Origin of the sequence: Streptomyces sp. NPDC006193 (assembly GCF_040613915.1) — a bacterium.
Taxonomy (GTDB): Bacteria; Actinomycetota; Actinomycetes; order Streptomycetales; family Streptomycetaceae; genus Streptomyces.
The window spans coordinates 1-17,978 of the sequence record NZ_JBEXTB010000023.1 but is presented as its reverse complement, the minus strand read 5'-3'; the positions used below and the strand labels follow the sequence as shown (position 1 = coordinate 17,978).

23 protein-coding genes and 1 tRNA gene are annotated in these 17,978 nt (G+C 71.8%); 8 read left to right on the top strand and 16 right to left on the bottom strand.

The features are described from left to right. Positions 1-35 precede the first annotated feature (35 nt). From ABZ261_RS20615 to ABZ261_RS20600, 4 genes are all read left to right on the top strand, one after another. Positions 36-440, top strand: coding sequence for a PPOX class F420-dependent oxidoreductase (locus ABZ261_RS20615; RefSeq protein ID WP_356861142.1), 405 nt, complete (start codon positions 36-38; stop codon positions 438-440). A 58-nt stretch (positions 441-498) separates the two neighbouring features. Further along, positions 499-1,902, top strand: a complete 1,404-nt coding sequence (cysS, locus tag ABZ261_RS20610) for a cysteine--tRNA ligase (RefSeq protein WP_356861140.1) — start codon at positions 499-501, stop codon at positions 1,900-1,902. Between the two features lie 115 nt (positions 1,903-2,017). After that, positions 2,018-2,959 (top strand): 23S rRNA (guanosine(2251)-2'-O)-methyltransferase RlmB, encoded by a 942-nt coding sequence (gene rlmB / locus ABZ261_RS20605; RefSeq protein WP_356861138.1) that lies wholly within the window; start codon positions 2,018-2,020, stop codon positions 2,957-2,959. Positions 2,960-3,087: 128 nt separating this feature from the next. Further along, complete coding sequence (locus tag ABZ261_RS20600; RefSeq protein ID WP_356861136.1) at positions 3,088-4,770, top strand: DoxX family membrane protein; 1,683 nt, start codon at positions 3,088-3,090, stop codon at positions 4,768-4,770. Between the two features lie 121 nt (positions 4,771-4,891). Here ABZ261_RS20600 and ABZ261_RS20595 read toward each other — a convergent pair whose 3' ends face one another. The 3 genes from ABZ261_RS20595 to ugpC all read right to left on the bottom strand — a co-directional run bounded on the left by ABZ261_RS20595 (position 4,892) and on the right by ugpC (position 7,593). Continuing rightward, positions 4,892-5,623 (bottom strand): nucleotidyltransferase family protein, encoded by a 732-nt coding sequence (locus ABZ261_RS20595; protein ID WP_356861134.1) that lies wholly within the window; start codon positions 5,621-5,623, stop codon positions 4,892-4,894. An 84-nt stretch (positions 5,624-5,707) separates the two neighbouring features. Then, positions 5,708-6,169 (bottom strand): hypothetical protein, encoded by a 462-nt coding sequence (locus tag ABZ261_RS20590; RefSeq protein ID WP_356861132.1) that lies wholly within the window; start codon positions 6,167-6,169, stop codon positions 5,708-5,710. Between the two features lie 287 nt (positions 6,170-6,456). Further along, entirely contained in the window at positions 6,457-7,593 is a 1,137-nt protein-coding gene (gene ugpC, locus ABZ261_RS20585; protein WP_356861130.1) for a sn-glycerol-3-phosphate ABC transporter ATP-binding protein UgpC, read from the bottom strand. A gap of 207 nt (positions 7,594-7,800) precedes the next feature. Between ugpC and ABZ261_RS20580 the strand changes: the two genes are divergently transcribed. Then, positions 7,801-7,874 (top strand) — tRNA-Thr (locus ABZ261_RS20580). Between the two features lie 81 nt (positions 7,875-7,955). Here ABZ261_RS20580 and ABZ261_RS20575 read toward each other — a convergent pair. The 13 genes from ABZ261_RS20575 to ABZ261_RS20515 form a co-directional block, all read right to left on the bottom strand. Then, on the bottom strand, positions 7,956-9,107 hold the full coding sequence (locus tag ABZ261_RS20575; RefSeq protein WP_356861128.1) for a site-specific integrase: 1,152 nt from the start codon (positions 9,105-9,107) through the stop codon (positions 7,956-7,958). Next, positions 9,107-9,295 carry a helix-turn-helix domain-containing protein gene (locus ABZ261_RS20570; protein WP_356861126.1) on the bottom strand — a complete coding sequence of 63 codons (189 nt, stop codon included), beginning with the start codon at positions 9,293-9,295 and terminating at the stop codon, positions 9,107-9,109. The genes ABZ261_RS20575 and ABZ261_RS20570 overlap by 1 nt, the downstream gene beginning before the upstream one ends. Further along, positions 9,292-10,674 carry a replication initiator protein RepSA gene (repSA, locus tag ABZ261_RS20565; protein WP_356861124.1) on the bottom strand — a complete coding sequence of 461 codons (1,383 nt, stop codon included), beginning with the start codon at positions 10,672-10,674 and terminating at the stop codon, positions 9,292-9,294. The genes ABZ261_RS20570 and repSA overlap by 4 nt, the downstream gene beginning before the upstream one ends. After that, positions 10,671-10,874: a hypothetical protein gene (locus ABZ261_RS20560; protein WP_356861122.1), complete on the bottom strand. Its 204-nt coding sequence runs from the start codon at positions 10,872-10,874 to the stop codon at positions 10,671-10,673. The genes repSA and ABZ261_RS20560 overlap by 4 nt, the downstream gene beginning before the upstream one ends. Further along, complete coding sequence (locus tag ABZ261_RS20555) at positions 10,874-11,056, bottom strand: hypothetical protein (protein ID WP_208879662.1); 183 nt, start codon at positions 11,054-11,056, stop codon at positions 10,874-10,876. The genes ABZ261_RS20560 and ABZ261_RS20555 overlap by 1 nt, the downstream gene beginning before the upstream one ends. 85 nt (positions 11,057-11,141) lie before the next feature. Further along, positions 11,142-11,693, bottom strand: a complete 552-nt coding sequence (locus tag ABZ261_RS20550; RefSeq protein ID WP_356861120.1) for a GGDEF domain-containing protein — start codon at positions 11,691-11,693, stop codon at positions 11,142-11,144. A gap of 94 nt (positions 11,694-11,787) precedes the next feature. After that, positions 11,788-12,102: a SpdD-like protein gene (locus ABZ261_RS20545; RefSeq protein WP_356861118.1), complete on the bottom strand. Its 315-nt coding sequence runs from the start codon at positions 12,100-12,102 to the stop codon at positions 11,788-11,790. 16 nt (positions 12,103-12,118) lie between these two features. Then, a complete protein-coding gene (locus tag ABZ261_RS20540; protein ID WP_107066016.1) occupies positions 12,119-12,277 on the bottom strand; it encodes a hypothetical protein in 159 nt (52 codons plus the stop codon). Between the two features lie 11 nt (positions 12,278-12,288). Beyond that, positions 12,289-12,480: a mobile element transfer protein gene (locus tag ABZ261_RS20535; RefSeq protein ID WP_356861116.1), complete on the bottom strand. Its 192-nt coding sequence runs from the start codon at positions 12,478-12,480 to the stop codon at positions 12,289-12,291. A 22-nt stretch (positions 12,481-12,502) separates the two neighbouring features. Next, positions 12,503-13,171: a DUF2637 domain-containing protein gene (locus ABZ261_RS20530; RefSeq protein ID WP_356861114.1), complete on the bottom strand. Its 669-nt coding sequence runs from the start codon at positions 13,169-13,171 to the stop codon at positions 12,503-12,505. Continuing rightward, positions 13,171-13,329, bottom strand: a complete 159-nt coding sequence (locus tag ABZ261_RS20525) for a hypothetical protein (protein WP_199808486.1) — start codon at positions 13,327-13,329, stop codon at positions 13,171-13,173. The genes ABZ261_RS20530 and ABZ261_RS20525 overlap by 1 nt, the downstream gene beginning before the upstream one ends. A gap of 82 nt (positions 13,330-13,411) precedes the next feature. Beyond that, on the bottom strand, positions 13,412-14,767 hold the full coding sequence (locus ABZ261_RS20520; RefSeq protein WP_356861111.1) for an FtsK/SpoIIIE domain-containing protein: 1,356 nt from the start codon (positions 14,765-14,767) through the stop codon (positions 13,412-13,414). A gap of 2 nt (positions 14,768-14,769) precedes the next feature. Then, positions 14,770-15,126, bottom strand: coding sequence for a hypothetical protein (locus tag ABZ261_RS20515; protein ID WP_356861109.1), 357 nt, complete (start codon positions 15,124-15,126; stop codon positions 14,770-14,772). Positions 15,127-15,273: 147 nt separating this feature from the next. Here ABZ261_RS20515 and ABZ261_RS20510 point away from each other — a divergent pair, with 147 nt between their 5' ends. The 3 genes from ABZ261_RS20510 (at position 15,274) to ABZ261_RS20500 (ending at position 17,596) form a co-directional block, all read left to right on the top strand. Then, positions 15,274-15,642, top strand: a complete 369-nt coding sequence (locus tag ABZ261_RS20510) for a winged helix-turn-helix domain-containing protein (RefSeq protein WP_356861107.1) — start codon at positions 15,274-15,276, stop codon at positions 15,640-15,642. A gap of 234 nt (positions 15,643-15,876) precedes the next feature. Further along, positions 15,877-17,091, top strand: a complete 1,215-nt coding sequence (locus ABZ261_RS20505; protein WP_356861105.1) for a helix-turn-helix transcriptional regulator — start codon at positions 15,877-15,879, stop codon at positions 17,089-17,091. A gap of 19 nt (positions 17,092-17,110) precedes the next feature. Then, on the top strand, positions 17,111-17,596 hold the full coding sequence (locus ABZ261_RS20500; RefSeq protein ID WP_356861103.1) for an NUDIX hydrolase: 486 nt from the start codon (positions 17,111-17,113) through the stop codon (positions 17,594-17,596). Positions 17,597-17,978: the final 382 nt, after the last annotated feature.

The window sequence follows — 17,978 nt, the reverse complement described above, 5'->3', positions numbered from 1 at the left end:
GGCGACCAGTGATCCCTGGACTCCGGAGGGTGGCCATGTCCGCCGTACTGTCCGACCGCGTCAAGTCCCTGCTCGACGACAAGGTGTTCATCGTCGTCGGCACCGTCCAGCCCGACGGCAGCCCGCAGATGTCACCGGTCTGGGTGAAGCGCGACGGCGACGCCATCCTCTTCTCCACGACGGTCGACCGCCGCAAGTACGAGAACCTGCGGCGCGACCCCCGGGTGACGGTCGTCGTCATGAACCCCGAGCAGCCGTACGAGTACGCCGAGATCCGCGGCACCGCCGAGATGACCACGGAGGGCGGCCGGGAGCTCATCGACGAACTGAGCCGGAAGTACACCGGCAAGGACTACGCGGACTTCAACCCGGCCTCGGTCCGGGACGCCGAGCGGGTCGTCGTGCGGATCACGGCGCGCAAGGTCGTCGGGATGCACTGAGACGCGGCGTTTCCACAGGGGGCGCATGGCACTGTCCGGCGCCCACTACCCTGGAGTGGTGACTATTCGCCTGTACGACACCAGCGCCCGGCAGATCCGTGACTTCACCCCGCTCAAGCCGGGTTGTGTCTCGATCTACCTGTGTGGCGCCACCGTGCAGGCGGCACCCCACATCGGGCACATCCGCTCGGGCCTCAACTTCGACATCATGCGCCGCTGGTTCGCGTACCGCGGCTACGAGGTGACGTTCGTCCGCAACGTCACCGACATCGACGACAAGATCATCGCCAAGAGCCACGAGCAGAACCGGCCCTGGTGGTCGATCGGGTACGAGAACGAGCGCGCCTTCAACGACGGGTACACCGCGCTCGGGTGCCTCCCGCCGACCTACGAGCCGCGCGCCACCGGCCACGTGCCCGAGATGATCGAGATGATGCGGGGCCTCATCGAGCGCGGGCACGCCTACGCGGCCGACGGCAACGTCTACTTCGACGTGCGGTCCTTCCCGGCCTACCTGGAGCTGTCCCGGCAGGACCTGGACAACCTGCTCCAGCCGTCCGGCGAGGGCGAGACCGGCAAGCGGGACCCGCGCGACTTCGCCCTGTGGAAGGCGGCCAAGCCGGGCGAGCCGACCTGGCCGACCCCGTGGGGCCCCGGCCGCCCCGGCTGGCACCTGGAGTGCTCGGCGATGGCCCACAAGTACCTGGGCTCCGCCTTCGACATCCACGGCGGCGGCCTGGACCTGATCTTCCCGCACCACGAGAACGAGATCGCCCAGGCCAAGGCCTACGGCGACGACTTCGCCCGGTTCTGGGTGCACAACGCCTGGGTCACCATGGCCGGGGACAAGATGTCCAAGTCGCTGGGGAACTCCGTCCTGGTGTCGGAGATGGTCAAGCGGTGGCGGCCCATCGTCCTGCGCTACTACCTGGGCACCCCGCACTACCGCTCGATGATCGAGTACAGCGAGGAGTCGCTGCGCGAGGCCGAGTCCGCGTTCGCGCGGATCGAGGGATTCGTGCAGCGGGTCACCGAGCTGGCCGGCAAGACCGTCGAGCCCGCCGCCGACGTGCCGCCCGCCTTCGCCGAGGCGATGGACGACGACCTGGGCGTCCCGCAGGCCCTCGCCGTCGTGCACACCACCGTCCGGCAGGGCAACAGCGCGCTGGCCGCCGACGACAAGGAGGCCGCCGTCGCCCGGCTCGCCGAGGTGAGGGCCATGCTCGGCGTCCTCGGTCTCGACCCGCTGGACCCGCACTGGGCCGGCGGCACCGGCGACCGGGGCGAGGACCTGCACGGCGTGGTCGACAGCCTCGTCCGGCTCGTCCTCGACCAGCGCGAGTCCGCCCGTGCCCGCAAGGACTGGGCCACCGCCGACGCCATCCGCGACCGGCTGGGCCAGTCCGGGCTCGTCATCGAGGACGGCCCCCAGGGGCCGCGCTGGAGCCTCGGTCCGCGCTGAGCACCAGCCGGTGGTCACCGGCCGCCCGGCCGGTGATCGATTGTGCCGTCCGGCCGTCCGGGCGGCACACTGCACACACGTACGTATCCGAACGCATCACGAAGACAGGTAGGTCATGGCCGCGAACAACCGTCGCATGTCCGGCAAGAAGGGCGCGCAGGTCGGCAGTGGCGGCCAGCGGCGCAAGGGCCTGGAGGGCCGGGGGCCGACCCCGCCGGCCGAGATGCGCAAGGGCCACAAGAAGAACCGCATCGCCACCGCCAGGGCCAAGCAGGCCGCGCGCCGCCCCGCGGCCCGGGGCCGGGGCGGCAGGTCGGCCTCCGAACTGGTCGTCGGCCGCAACCCGGTGGTCGAGGCGCTCCGCGAGGGCGTCCCCGCCACGACGCTGTACGTCCAGCAGTTCATCGACAACGACGAGCGCGTCCGCGAGGCCCTCCAGCTCGCCGCCGAGCGCGGCGGCATCAACCTCATGGAGGCCCCGCGCCCCGAGCTGGACCGCATGACGAACGGCCTCAACCACCAGGGCCTGGTCCTGCAGGTCCCGCCGTACGAGTACGCGCACCCGGAGGACCTGCTCGAGGCCGCCGCCGACGACGGCGAGGACCCGCTGATCGTCGCCCTGGACGGCGTCACCGACCCGCGCAACCTCGGCGCGGTCGTCCGCTCCGTCTCCGCCTTCGGCGGGCACGGCGTGGTCGTCCCCGAGCGCCGCTCGGCCGGCATGACGGCCGGCGCCTGGAAGACCTCCGCGGGCACGGCCGCCCGCACGCCGGTCGCCCGCGCCACCAACCTCACCCGGACGCTGGAGGCGTACAAGAAGGCCGGCGTCACCGTGGTCGGCCTCGCGGCGGACGGCGAGCTGGAGCTCGGCGACCTCCAGGCCCTGGACGGCCCGGTCGTCATCGTGGTCGGCAGCGAGGGCAAGGGCCTGTCCCGGCTGGTCGGCGAGACCTGCGACGCCCGGGTCCGCATCCCGATGCCGGGCGGCGCCGAGTCGCTCAACGCCGGTGTCGCCGCGGGCATCGTGCTGTACGAGGCGGCCCGCAGGCGCGGCTGAACACCCGTCCGAACCGTCACCGGGACGGGCGGATTACGGCGTCCACGCGGCGTCGGGCGCTGCTTTGACGGGGTCCGGACACATCCGGCCCGTCACGGCAGTGTCCTAACGCCACGTCACTCGGTTAGATGCGTGTGGACACCAGAACACCCCGCACACCCACGGGGGACCGCTCGTCGGGATTCGACGACGCTCCCGCGCTGAGCATGGTGAAGGTGCCGAGCGATCCGGCGCAGGTCATCGTCAATCACGCCAGCTTCCGCGTGCAGCTGGGGGCGTCGGCGCGCACCCGGTCCCCGCGGATCGCCCGGCACCTGAGCGCCGGCCAGGACCCCGCCCGGATGCCCGTCGTCGGCACGGCGGGCCGGGCGGACGCCGCCGGCCGCCGCCGCCCCGTCGTGTGGAGCGGCAGGTCCGCGCCCGACGACACCGGCGCCCACCGGCTCCTCCAGGCCGTGCGGGGCAGCAGCGTCCGCCACAGCGACGAGCCGGAGGCCGGCGCCACCCGGCTCCTGCCGCGCGTCCGCACCGGCTACGGCGACGCCCGCGACACGCTCGACCGGACCGTCGAGACGCCCGTCGTCGGCCGCCAGCGGAGCGCCCCCGACGCCGCCGGCACCCGGCTCCTGCCGCACATGCGCCCGGTGACCGGCGCCTACGACGACCCGGCCGGCCCGGACGACCCGGACGCCGGCCACGAGCCGTACGACACCCACCCGGACGACGACACCGACGGTCCGGACGGCGCCGCGCGCTCCGGCAGGCGCCAGGGCGACGACCCGGCCCGGCACGCCTACTACCCCGGCCGCCGGCTGAACCTCGGCGTCGTCATCCTCCCGCTGCGCGTCTTCCTCGGGTTCATCTCCGTCTACGCCGGCATGGGCAAGCTGTGCGACCCCGTCTACTTCGACGGCGGCAAACGCGGCTCCATGGTCAAGTGGCTCAACACCCTGCACCCGTGGGACGTCGCCGAGCCGCTGCGCCAGTTCGCCCTCCACCACCCGGTCGGCTCGGGCCTGGTCATCGCCTTCCTCCAGGTCGTCGTCGGCGTCCTGACCATCCTGGGCTGCTGGCAGCGCGTGGCCGCGGTCGTCGGCGCGCTGCTCTCCGCCGCCCTGATCGTCACCGTCAGCTGGAAGACCGTCCCGGCCTACGACGCCCCGGACATCATCTACCTCGCCGCCTGGTCCCCGCTGGTCATCGCCGGCGCCCCGGTCTACTCCATCGACGGCCGCCTCGCCGGCGGCGCCTGGCGGCGGCTCGGCCCCCGCGCCGACATCTGGAACCTGCGCCGCTACGTCCTGCGCCGCGGCGCGCTGATCACGGCCGTCACCGTCGGCCTGACCCTCCTCGGCGGCTCCCTGCTGGGCGGCGCGGTCCGCGACGCCGGCCGCGTGGTCGTCCCCGGCCCCGGCGAGGCGCCCCGCAACCACCTGCCCGGCTCCCCGCTCCCGGAGAAGCCCGGCAAGCGGCACAGGAAGGCCCCGGCGGCCTCCACCTCCCCCACCAGCGGCGCCACGGCCGGCACCAGCCCCTCCGGCGCGGCGACGACCCCGGGCACCAGCCGCGTCACCGGCGGGGCGACCGCGGCCCCCAGCCGGACCCGGGGCACCACCGGTCAGGTCCCGCCCCGCCGGACCCCTCCGACGGGCGGCGAAGTCCCCAGCACCACGGCGGGCCCGACCAGCATCGGCGGCACCGGCACCGGCGGCTCCACGACCGGCGGCGGCACGGCGACGGGCGGCACCGGCACCTCCGGCGGCAGCTCCACCTCCGGCCGGCCGGGCCTGGTGGGCGGCCTGCTGGGCTGACGGAGACGGGCCGGCGCAAGACGGCACGGTACGGGGAAGGGCCCCTTCGCCCACGCGGGCGAGGGGGCCCTTCCCCGTACCGCGGACGCTCCCGCGAGCGGGCGGCTCCCGCGACGGGCGGCTACCGCCCCAGGGCGGCCAGTTCCTTGGCCGCCTCGGTCAGGTCCTTGGCCGTGTCGATGGCCCGCCAGTACGCGCCCTGCGGAAGGGGGAAACCGGCGAGCTTCTTCTCCCTCGCCAGCCGGGGGAACGTGGTCCGCTCGTGGTCCCCCCGCTCCGGGAGCAGCTCGGTGAACTCGGGCGAGAACACGTACACACCCGCGTTGATCTCGAACGTGGACGGCGGTGCCTCGATGAAGTCGGTGATGTGCCCGAACCCGTCGGTCTTCACCGCGCCCCACGGGATCCGCGGACGCGCCAGGGCCAGCGTGGCCACCGCGTCCCGCTCGGTGTGGAAGTCGGCCATGTCCCGCAGGGAGAACCGCGTCCAGATGTCCCCGTTCGTGGCGTACCAGGGCCGCTCGGGGTGGGGGAGACGCGCGGCGGCGTACTTGAGGCCGCCGCCCCGGCCGAGCGGCTCCGTCTCCACGACGGTGGTGACGTCGACCGGCAGATCGGCCGAGTCCAGCCACTTCTGCAGGACCTCGGCGAGGTGGCCGCAGGAGACCACCACGTCCGTCACACCTTCCTCGGCGAGCCAGGCGAGCTGGTGGCCGATGATCGGAGTGCCCGTGCCGGGGATCTCGACCATCGGCTTGGGCCGGTCGTCGGTGTACGGACGCAGCCGTGAGCCCTGGCCACCGGCCAGGACCACGGCTTGCGTGGGGCGCGTCGCGGCGTTCGGATGGGTCATGACCGCACTGTACGCGGCGCCCCACCGCTGCGTGCCGACGCGGGCACGCTCCTTCGGGAGCCGTCGTCCGGCTCCCCGCGGGCGTCAGCCGCGCGCGGCCAGGACGCCCGAGGCGAAGGCCGTGTCGCACACCGGGCGGGCGTACGACTGGGCGCGGGGGGCGCCGTAGATGCGCACCGCGGCCCGGCCGAGGGCGCGGGCGATCGAGGAGCAGTGCCGGGCCAGCCTGGGGTGTCCGTTGACGGCCTGCTGGAGGTGGGTCAGGACCACCCCCGGGTTCTCCTCCCGCAGTTCGGTCATCAGCCGGTCGCGGAGCACGTCCTGCGGGGCCCGGGCGGCCTTTTCGGCGGGGAGCCCCGCCGCGGAGACGTCGGAGGCGGCCAGCACCGAGCCGGAGGGGCTTCCCGTCCAGTTGACCCGGGTGACCGCGAGGGTCCCGGAGAGCACCAGGACGACGGGCAGGACGAGGGCGAGGGTGCGGCCGATCCGGCGGGCAGGACCGCCCCGGTGGCCGCGTCGCGTCTGTGGGGTGGTGGAGTGCTTCACGCGTGTGAGGGTAGCGCGCGGTGATGACACGGAGACGTTGAGTCACCCTTACGGGGGATGAGAACCCGCTTCTTTCTGGGTAAGGGGTTGACGCCCGCCGCCCCGGCCCGCCCGCCGCCCCGGCCCGCCCGCCGCCCCGACCCGCCCGCCGCCCCGACCCGCCCGCCGCCCCGGCGCTCCGCCCCCCGGCGAAGGGCCCGGACGCCCGCCCGCACGGCGAAGGGCCCCGCACGCCGCGCGCGGGGCCCTTCGCCGGGCCGTGGGCCGTGGGTCGCCGGCCGGGGGCGTCAGTCGGACAGCCGCTCGCCGGTGGAGGTGGAGAACACGTGGGTCTCGCCCGGCCGCGGCACCACGTGCAGCGTGGAGCCCTTCTCCGGCACCTGGCGCCCGTTGACCCGGACCACCAGGTCCTGCGCCTGGCCGCCGACCTCGGCGGTGCCGTACACGTAGCCGTCGGCGCCCAGTTCCTCGACGACGTTCACGGAGACGGCGAGGCCCGCCGGCGCGTCCGCGGCGTCCTTGGACAGCGACGCGGCGACGGCGCCGCCCAGCTCGACCACGTCGAAGTGCTCGGGGCGGACGCCGACGGTCACCGTGCGGTCGCCCTTGTCGGCGGCGGCCTTCAGCGCGTCCCGGTTGACCGGCACCACGCTGTTGCCGAACTTCACACCGCCGTCGGTGATCGGCACCTCGACCAGGTTCATGGCCGGGGAGCCGATGAACCCGGCGACGAAGAGGTTCGCGGGCTTGTCGTACATGTTGCGCGGCGAGTCGACCTGCTGGAGCAGACCGTCCTTGAGGACCGCCACCCGGTCGCCCATCGTCATGGCCTCGACCTGGTCGTGGGTGACGTAGACGGTGGTGATGCCCAGGCGGCGCTGCAGCGACGCGATCTGCGTACGGGTGGAGACGCGGAGCTTGGCGTCCAGGTTGGACAGCGGCTCGTCCATGAGGAAGACCTGCGGCTCCCGGACGATCGCGCGGCCCATCGCGACCCGCTGGCGCTGACCGCCGGAGAGCGCCTTCGGCTTGCGGTCCAGGTACTCCGTGAGGTCGAGGATCTTCGCGGCCTCCTCGACCTTCTGCCGGATCTCCGCCTTGTTGACGCCGGCGATCTTCAGCGCGAAGCCCATGTTGTCCGCGACCGTCATGTGCGGATAGAGGGCGTAGTTCTGGAACACCATGGCGATGTCCCGGTCCTTGGGCGGCAGGTGCGTGACGTCGCGGTCGCCGATGCGGATGGCGCCGCCGTTGACGTCCTCCAGGCCGGCGAGCATCCGCAGCGAGGTGGACTTGCCGCAGCCGGACGGGCCGACCAGGACGAGGAACTCGCCGTCCTCGATCGCGATGTCGAGCTGGTCGACGGCGGGCTTGGTGGAACCCGGGTAGATCCGGGTCGCCTTGTCGAACGTGACAGTGGCCATGGTGATGGGCCCCCTTCTACCGGCAGGAACGTGCCGGACGATCCGTTGTAGGAAGGTGGTCGGTGTGGTCCACCGGAGTGAACTGGGTCGAGACGGTACCTGGCGTCCACGCGCTCTGTCAGTACCCGGGCCGTTGTGAACTTCGACGGAAATCACCGGCGGGCCTCCCGCCGGAGCTAGGTACACTGCACGAGCACCCAGGTGCACGCCTCCTTAGCTCAGCTGGTCAGAGCGCCGCTCTTGTAAAGCGAAGGTCGTCGGTTCGAATCCGACAGGGGGCTCTCATTCCGAGCAGCACGAACGCCCCGGCCGATGATCGGTCCGGGGCGTTCGACATCCACGGGTGACATCAACGGGGGCGGTCACTCACGGTCGACACGGCGCCTGAGCAGGCGATCCATGTGGCTGATGGCCTCCCGTTGGGTGTCCGACGTCACGTGCGTGTAGACGTCCATCGTGATGCTGATCTGGCTGTGCCCAAGGATCTCCATCACGACGCGGGGCGCGACACCGGCGGCGGTGAGGAGCGTGGCGCAGCCGTGCCGGGCGTCATGCAGACGGATGCGCCGAAGGCCGGCGGCGGCGGTGATGCGGAAGAACGACCGGTTGACGTTCTGCGGGTCGATCGGGCGGCCGCTGCGGGTGGTGAACACGTACGAGGACGGGGACAGCTCGACGCCCTTGAGCCGCGCAGCCTCGGTCTGCCGCATCCGGTGCCAGCGAAGCGCTGCCAGGCAGATCAGGGGCAGGGGTACGGGACGCGCCCGGCCGCCCTTGGTGGTGTCCTCGTAAAGCTCCCCGCCGACGCGCTGCACCTGCTTGCTGACCCGCAAGACGCGATGTTCGAGATCGACGTCCGACCAGCGGAGCCCAAGGATCTCGCCGCGCCGCAGGCCCATGGAGACCGCCAGGACGAAGGCGGCGTACAGCGGATCGCGGCGGGCGTGCTCCAGGAACGTCAGCGTCTCGTCCAGCGTCCACGGACTCAGCTCCCGGCGCGGCACCTTCGGGGCCTCCACGAGTGAGGCGGCGTTCCGCGTCACCAGCTCCTCACGGCAGGCCGCGGTGAGGGCGGTCCTCAGGACGCGGTGTGCCTCCTTGGCTGTGGCCGGGGAGGCTCGACGCGACACGTCGGCGACGAACGTGCGCACGTGGCGGGGCCCCAGTGCCTCCAGGCTCTTGGAGCCGAGCAGCGGTACGAGGTAGAGGCGCACGTGCATCGCGTACTTGCTGTACGTCGTCCGCTTCCGGTTGGGCTTGATGAAGTGCTCCAACCAGTACGGCAGCCACTCGGCGAGCTTGGCCGACCGGGTGGGGACGGGCACGCCCTGGTCGACCTTGGCGAGCAGTTCCCGGCGCTTGGTGTCGCACTCGGCCCAGGTCTTGCCGTAGGCGAACTTGCGGGCGCGGGTGCCGTCCGGCTGGAGCACGTACACCGCGCACTGGTAGCGGCCGTCCTTGCGCTTGGTGATGGTGCCGGCGCCGTTCGGGTTGCGCTTGCGCTCGCCGGCCATCAGGCGGTCTCCTCGATCTGGCCGAGGATGAAGTCCCGGACGGCGTCGGCGGGAATGCGGCGAGCGCCATCGATTTTGATCGAGGCCAGGCGGCGCGAACGGATCAGGTCATACACCTTCGAGCGGCCGATCTTGAGCCGGGCCATGACTTCCGGCACGGTCAACAACTGGGCGGTTGCGGTCGTCATGCGGCGGCTCCTTCCAGGGCCAGTTGGTCGCGTAGGGCTTCGCGGGCGGTCTCGCGGTTGAGCTGGAGGTCGCGGGCGATGGTGGCGGCGAGGACTGATTCGCCGGGGGTGTGGCCGTGGCCGGCGTACTGCCAGTCGGCCAGGACCAGGACGGTGTCCGGCTCGGCGTCGTCCAGCCCGAGGACTTCGCGCTCCTGGGCGGCGCGGTAGTCGGCGCGTTCCTGGCGGAGGGCGCCGAGGGTGGTCGAGTAGCAGCGCGACTTGGAGCTGAAGTGACCGCGGAAGCCGAGCATGTGCGCCCAGGCCCAGAGGCGGCGGTCGGGGTAGAGCGGGTCGAGTTGCTTGCAGGCCGTGATGAGGCGGCGGGTGTGGTCGGGGACCTGGTGTCGGTCGAGTTCGGAGAGTTCGCCGATGCGGCGGTCGAGGGTGCCGGTGTTCTCGGCGGCTTTGGTGGCGTACTTGGCGACGTAGGAGGCGACGGCCTGTTCGGTGATGTCGGAGCCGTCTCCGAAGGCCTTCACTGGCCGGACGTCGAGCTGGGTGCCCCAGCGGAAGGTCCGGGCGGGTTGGTCCTCGGCGGCCGGGACGGAGACCGAGGTGTAGGAGTGCGTGGCGGCGGCACGGATCGCGTCGGTGAGGAGGCCGACTGTGGCCCAGGCCGGGGGAGGGGTGTCCGGCCCGTCGGGACCGTCGAGGCGGATGACGGCGTGGAAGTGCACGGCGCCGCGTTTCTGGAACTCGGCGACCTTGCCGTAAGAGAGCCGGGCGCACTCCTTCAGCTCCCGCTGGGTGATGCCCGCACGGGCGGCGATCTCGCGGCGGAGCCGGTTGGTGAAGCGCTGCCAGAGCTGTCCGGCGTGGTTGTTGAACAGGACGGCGCCCGCGTAGTCGTAGGTCGCCGGGTCGAGGGCGGTGCCAAGGGCGGGATCGTCGGCGCCGTGGCGGGTGCCGCAACGGCAGACGCCCCGGTCTGGACGGTTGTGGACCGGGCCGAAGGACGGGGCGGTGAGGGTGGCGAAGACGCGCGGGTGGTCGCGGACGGTGGCGGGGATGTCGCGGCGGTCGTCTCCGGCCAGGCCCGCACGGATCAGGTGATAGGTGTCGCCCGCGTAGGTCCAGGCGCAGGCGGGGCAGCGGGAGGCGCGGCGGTTTCCGCAGGCGAGGCGGAGGCGTCCGCCCGGCTCGGTCTCGGTGGAGTAGTGGTGCAGGGGCTCGCCGGTGGTCTTGTCCTTGTGCAGGACCCAGCCGGTCAGGTGGATGGGGTCGGCGCAGCCGCCGGTGCGGCGGATCTGGTCTTCCCAGCGGGGGTACTCGGGGGCCGAAGCCACCCTCAGCAGGTCGCCGAGGGTGGTCGGGTCGAGCAGGGCTTTCGGGGTCAACGGCGCCAACCTCGCTTCTGCGGGGTGTTGGCGTCTTCGCTCGCGGCGGCGTTGGAGGAGCGGCCGTGGCGCTCGGGCTTGGCGGCCCGGTCGGTGTCGTGCAACTGGTGGGCTTTGGCGGTCTTCTTCAGGCGGTCGTAGTCGCCGTCCAGTCCGTCGGACAGGATGCGGTCGACTCCGAGGCTCCAGCGGCGGGGCATCAGGCGTTCACCCCCTGCCGGTGGGCGGGGCGGGCGGTGCCGGTGCCGTGGCAGGCCGGGCAGTGGGCGGTGACGGTGCGCAGGTGGCCACGGTGGTCGCGGCCGCCGAGGGTGACGGCGACGGAGGCGAAGCCGTCGCAGGCCGGGCAGATCCTCGCCCGCGGCGGGGTGTGGTGGGCCATGATGGTGGTTCCTTTCGATTGCGGTTGGAAGGAACGGCCCCGGGTGGCGGCGTGCTTGGCGGCTTGTGCGCCACCCGGTGGCCTTTCAGCGAGTGGTGCGGGAGCCCCGGCGGGTGCGGCCCTTGGTCGCGTACATAGCCGCGTCGGCGGCGGCGAGCGCGTCCGTGAGGAGCGGCACGGCCAGCTCGGCGACGGGGCAGACGCCGACCGAAGCGGCCAGCGGGAGGAGCGTCCCGGCGTAGGGCAGCGGCCGGTTAAGTGCGCTGGTCAGCGCGTCGAGGTCGGCGGCGGCCAGGTCCCGGATCACGGCGACGAACTCGTCCCCGCCCAGACGGCCGGCGGTGCCGTTGCGTCCGCACCAGGCGCGCAGCCGGGCGGCGATCTCCACCAGGGCAGCGTCCCCGGCGGCGTGGCCGTGGGTGTCGTTGAGGGTCTTGAAGTGGTCGAGGTCGACCAGGAGGACGGCTCCACTCGGGTGCCGGCGGATGCAGTGTTCGGCGCGGGCGGTCCATCCGGCGCGGGTGAGGAGGCCGGTGAGCGGGTCGCGGCGGGCGGAGACGAGGCGGCGGGTGAGGATGCCGCCGTGCACGGCCCAGCCGAGTAACGGCACGATGCTCGCGGCTATCTGCAGGTCCATGTCTGTGTCCCTTGGCGATGGCGGTTGGCTTGGCGGAACCCGGTCCCAGGAGCGGCGGCGTGCTTGGCGGCTTGTGCGTCGCCCCTGGGGCCGTTCAGCGGCGGTGCTGCGAGGTGATGAGCGAGCGGATGACCACGGCGCAGACGGCGACGGACGCGCCGGTGACGGCGACGGCCAGGAGCATCGAGACCAGGACGGCGCCGACGACCAGGACCACGGCCGTACCGCCGCCGACGAGGGCGAGGACGGCGCCCGGGGTGAGCTGGACGGTGGGCCGGGAGGGGACCTGGACGGCCGGGACCGGGGCGGGCGCCGGGTGGTGCTGGACCACAGTGGTCGGCTCGATGACGGCGGGCGGGGAAACGAGTCCGGTCGGGGCGGGCATGGTCGGGACCTTCGGGCGGAGCATGGCGGTTCTCCCTTCGCTACTTGGTGAGGGCGGTGTCGATGGCGGGGGCGAGGACGCTGTCGGCGAGGAGGTAGCCGCCGAGGAGGAGGACGGCGACGAGCCACCAGGGCGGGCGGAGGAACTTGACGCCGAGGTAGCCGACGACGGCCAGGGCGAACCAGAGCGGGACCTGCATGACGGTGTCTCCTAGCGGACGCGGCAGCGGTGGGTGCGGGCGGCGAGCTGGGCGGCGGTCTGGCTGGAGTAGTCGGCGGACCAGCCGCAGCGGTCGGCGGTGCACACGGCGGCGTACTTGGTCCGGCCGTTGCGGTCGCGGTGGGTGCCGATCTGCACGGGGCCGATCCGCATCACGGAGTGGAAGTTGTCGCGGGCGGGCATGGCGGCTGGTTCTCCTTCCGGGTCAGGCGAGCTGGGCGGCGATGGCGTCGGCGAGGTGGGGCGGCACGCCGAGGCGAGCGCGCAGGGTGTCGGTGTCGATGGGGGCGCCGGTGCGGTCGCGGTAGTCGGCGGCGACCTTGCGGGCGTGGTCGATGAGAACGGCGGGAACCGCGGGCGCCGGGTCGGCGGGCGGAAGGGCCGCCGGTTCCTCCACCGGGGCCGGGGCGGACTCCGGGTCCGGGGCGGGTTCGGGGGCCGGTTTGCGGCCGTCCGCGATCTCGGGGTCCGGGGCCGGGGCGGGTGCCGGCGGTTCGGTCGTCGGTTGCTTGGCGGAGTGGGCGAGAAGGGTGCCGCCGAGGAAGGCCAGGGCGGGCCATCCGGCGATGCCGAGGCGGAGCAGGGCGGGCGGGTCGGTCAGGTCGAGGAATCCGGCGGTGGCGACGTTGGCGCCCAGCGAGGCGAACAGGGCGATGAGGAACCAGCACCAGGCCAGGCGGGAGGGGCCTTCGCTGCGGAGCCGTCGCCAGGCGGCGACCAGGAGCAGGTCGACGGAGACGGGGTAGGCCCAGGCCTTCCAGCCGTCCTGTCCGGCAGCGGCGGCCAGGTCGTGCAGGTGGGCGAAGGACAAGGCTCCGGCGATGACGGCCTGGACGAGGACGGCATCCACGCGCAGGGCGTGACGGGTGGCCATCAGGACTCCTCACCGGTCGGCGGCTGCGGGAGCGAGGCGGCCAGGGAAGGGCTGACGGCGTCCACGAAGTCGAGGTCGGCACCGGTGGTGTCGGCGTAGAGGGCGAGCTGGCCCAGGAGCAGGACGGTGCGGGCGAAGTCCTCGCAGTCGGGGCACATGACGGGGGTTCTCCCTTCAACAGGCATGGCAGGGATAGGGACCTGGCACGAAGGCGGTCGCGCCGACCGGGGAGTGGAGTGGTTACGCCGTGGCAGGAGCCGTCTTGGACAGCGGCACTGCAGTGGCAGCGGTGGCGGTCGACTCGGGCCGGAAGGGGGCCAGCTCGGGCAAGTCCGGAGTGCGGTCGGCATGCCGGTTGCAGGTGTTGACGGCCTGGCGGAGGGAGGTATGCGGGGCACGGATGCGGTGCCAGCCGCCGGTGGAGTCCCCGGCGATGGCAAGGCCGCGCAGTTCTGCGGGGATCTGAATGGCGGCGAGGACGGCGTCCGGGGAGATGTCACCGAAGGCCATGTTCGCGCTGGTCTCGTCGTTGACGCGGTGCGCGGTGCGGCCGGTGAGCTGGGCGCGAAGCATGGTGATGCCCTTGCCGAGTTCGGAGCCGAAGCGCTGCCCGCAGATCTCCAGGTAGATGCCGGCCGCGCGGCCGAGCTGTGCGAGGCGCGCCAGCGCGGTGATGATGCGGTCGCGCCGCTTCTCCTCCTCCTTGCTGGCGAACAGGGCCAGCTCGGCGACCTCATCGACCAGGACCACGACCGGCACCGGTCGCAGATGGTCGGGCAGGTCCCAGATGTCGGCGGCTATCTCGGCGTCCGGGACCGCGGCGGTGATGCGCTGCTCAGCCCGGATGAGTTGGTAGATCCCTTCCATGCGGGACACGAGCGCGTCAAGCAGCTCGGCGGCGGTGTCGGGGTTGTCGGCGAGGGCGGAGAACCGGCGGGCCAGCGGGAACAGCTCAACACCCTGTTTGCAGTCGATGCCGACCAGGGCTACGTCCATCGGAGCGAGCCCGGCAACCAAGTTGCGCAGGTAGACGGACTTACCCGACTCGGTGGCGCCGAGGGTGAGGGCGTGCGGGACGGCACGGTAGTCGCGGTAGTGCACCGAGCCGTCCTCGCGCAGGGCCACCGGGACCCGCATCGGCCGCCTGTCGACCTTGGCGGGCATCTGCACCCGCTTGAGGACGTCGTAGCCGGTCATCCGCACTTCCACGACACCCGAGCGCAGCTCACGCGAGGTGACGCCGTACATCGAGAAGGAGTGCCGGAGCCGGTCCGAGGCGGCGGCGACGTCGAAGGCGTCCTGGCCGGGGCGCAGGCCCAGCCGCAGGACCAGGCCGGTACGGGTTGGGCGGAATCGCATGATGCGTGGTGGGCGGGACTCGGGGACCGGCCGGTTGGTCATCCGGGCTAAGGCCAGTCGCCAGCGTGAGGGCGGGACGGTGAGCCCGCAGGCGTCCATGACGGAGGCGTAGCGGATCAGGACCCGCAGGCTTGCCAGGGTGACGCCGAAGGTCATCCAGTACCAGGCGGGGCGCCGCCACCGCAGGAGACCCGCAGCGGCGACGACCAGCACCAGAGCGACCGTGAACGCGGTCATGATCAGGCCGCCTTGGAGTTCGCGGCAGCGGCGACCAGGGACGTGACCGCGACGGCGCGGAAGGCGATGCCGTGCCGCTTCTGGCCGTTGAAGTCGTTCTCCCACGGCCGGGCGATCAGACCCGTGAGCGCGACCGGGGTGCCCATGGTCAGCTCACCGGAGATGCCCGGCTCGGGGACGGTGATGGACAGGATCTCCACCTCGTCGTTGGCCGCGAACATCACGTCGACGGTCATCAGCTTCGCGCCGGTCTCGACGTCGGTGGCGATCTCGCCGGTACGGCGGTCCTTCACCTTGGGCTGCGGGGGCTTGGCAACCATCACGGTCGCGGCGGAGGTGTCGACGGGGATCTGACGCATGAGCGCGCTCCTCAAGGGGTGAACTTGACGTACTTAGTACGTCGGCCTGTCACGAGAGTGCACCTGACACACTTAGTGCGTCAAGTGCTTCTCGACGGGTGTCGGTTGGATGTGCTGCACTTAGTGCTTCAAGCACTGAGAGGGGCTATGGCCGAGTTCACCGGGCGGGCGAAGTACCTGGAGATCGCCGACGACTTCAAGAGGCGCATCCGGCAGGGAGAGCTGGAACCCGGCACCAAGCTGCCGTCCGAGACCGAGTTGATGATCGAGCATGACGTCTCGCGGACCGTGGCCCGCCAGGCGATCTCACGGCTCCGTGAAGACGGCTACGCGATCTCCCATCAGGGGAAGGGCAGCTTCGTCACCCTTCCCGAGGAGCCCCGCCAGACGAAGCACAGCCCGGAGTTCGAGGAGATCGCCGGCTATCTGTCCGACGTACGGCGCGAGGTACGTCGGCTCGCGGAGCGGATGGATCAGCTTGAGCAACTGGTGCGTAAGCAGCCGCAAGACGGCTGACCAGCTCGTCGGCACGGCGTGCGATGACGTTCACCTCCTCGGCCAGCTCCTTCACTTCTCGGGTCAGCTCCACCACTTCGGCCGGCGTCAGCGGCATCGTGGCTCCTTCGTCGCGTGTTCGGCCTAGCGACCTCTCGGGGTAGCTACGACGCTAGGGGCGAGGCGGCGCACTACCCCGGAAAATTCCTCCGGGGTCCCATAGGGAGATGGGAAGACGCTCTAGCCATGCGAGGAATGACGACGAACCTGACGATCGGTGAACGAGTCGCTTGGTACCGCCGCAGGCGGGGGATCTCCCAAGAGGTCCTGGCCGGACTCGTGGGCCGCACGGTCGACTGGCTGAGCAAGGCGGAGAACAACCGGATCGAGCTGGACCGGCTCTCGGTCATCAAGTCGCTGGCCGACGCCCTGGACGTGACGCTCGGCGACCTGCTGGCCGAACCCACCCTCCTGGAATGGACGCCCGACAGCGGCACCCGCACGGTGCCGGCACTTCGCTCAGCCCTCATGAACTACCGCCAGCTGACACCCCTGCTGGGCATCGCCACCGAAGGCGAACCGACGTCGCTCGACGAGCTGAGCCGCAATGTCGCAGAGGTCTGGGACGCCTACCAGGAATCGCGCTACGGCTTCGCGACCCGGCGCCTGCCGCTGCTGCTGGCCGACGCACTGATCGCCACCCAGGCGTACCAGGGCCGGGAGCGAGAACGGGCACACGAGCTGACGGCCATGACGTACCAGGGCGCGGCCATGGTGCTCGCCAAGCTCGGTGAGACCGACCTGGCATGGATCGCAGCCGACCGCGGATTGGCAGCAGCGCAGCAGTCCGGCAACCCGGTCGTGACCGGTTCTCTCTTCCGGTCCGTCGCGCACTGCCTGCTGTCCAACGGCCGGTTCGACGCAGCCGTGCAGCTGGTCGGGGACGCGGGCGAGTACCTCCGGCCTGGTCTCCAGGAGCCGACGCCCGAGTTCCTGTCCATCTACGGAACCCTGTTCCTGGCGGGGTCCATGGCCTCAGCCCGTGCGGACGACCGGGCCACGACGCGGACTTTCCTGGACGAGGCGAAACGGGCAGCCGACCGACTCGGCACCGACGCCAACCACGTCTGGACCGCCTTCGGGCCGACGAACGTCGCCATTCACCGAGTAGCCACGGCGGCCGAGCTGGGCGACATGCAGGTCGCGGTCGACCTCGGCCCGCAGATCGACACGACAGGACTGCCGACGGAACGCCGTACACGGCACAACCTCGAAGTAGCCCGGGCCCTGAGCGCCCACAACCGAATGGACGACGCGCTCGCCAAGGTCCTCGAAGCAGAGAGCTGGGCGCCGGAGCAGGTGCGGAGCCACTACCTGGCACGGGAGCTGGTGCTCACCTGGGTGCGAGGGCAGCGCGGCCGGCCGAGCCGGAACCTGGCGGACCTGGCCGACAGGCTGCGTGTGGTCTGACCTGGGTACCCTCGGCTGCATGGCGCCGAATGCACACGAAGCGAAGATGGCGCACCCGCGCATGGCAGCGGGTGTGCTCTTCTTTGATGCCGCCGAACGGGTCCTCATGGTGGAGCCCTCCTACAAGGACTACTGGGAGATCCCCGGCGGGTACGTCGAAATCGGCGAGTCCCCGCTGCACGCCGCCATCCGTGAGGTCCAGGAGGAGCTGGGCATCACCCCGCCCATCGGACGCCTACTCGCGGTCGACTGGGCCCCCAACGAGGCCGAGGGCGACAAGGTGCTGTACCTGTTCGACGGCGGCCAACTCAGCCAGGACCGGTTGGCAAGCATCAAGCTCCAGCCGGACGAGCTTAAGAGCTTTGCCTTCGTTTCTGCGGACCAGCTGGCCGAGCGGACGATCCCACGACTGGCCCGACGCATCCGGGCGGCTGTCGAGGCCAGGGCCAGCTCTACTCCGGTGTACCTGGAACATGGCGAGCAGCCGAAGAGCCGGGCTGCATGATCGATTCCTCAATGCCAGGTCACTAGCGCGGTAAGACTTTCTCTACATCATCAAGGCCCGCGCACGGCGCGGGCGCGCGCCGCCTCTGCGGCGCGGCCTGCCTCCTGTCTCCGCCCCGGCTGGCCGCGCCCGGCGGCGCGCTACGTGCATGCGGGCAGATGCGAGGAAGTCACCCGCGGGTCAAGGACACGCCTCCGGCGGGGGCGCTCAGGCTCCGAGATGGCGGGGGCGCCGTTCGCGAGTGCCGGCCGTTTGTGGTGTGCGCGGGGGAGCTCCCATCCCGTCTGCCGTCGACCCAGGCAGAGCCGAGCAGACGCGGCCCCTGGCGTCCAGGTCGTTCGTACAGTGGCGCGCTCCACCTGGACGCCAGGAACCACGCCCG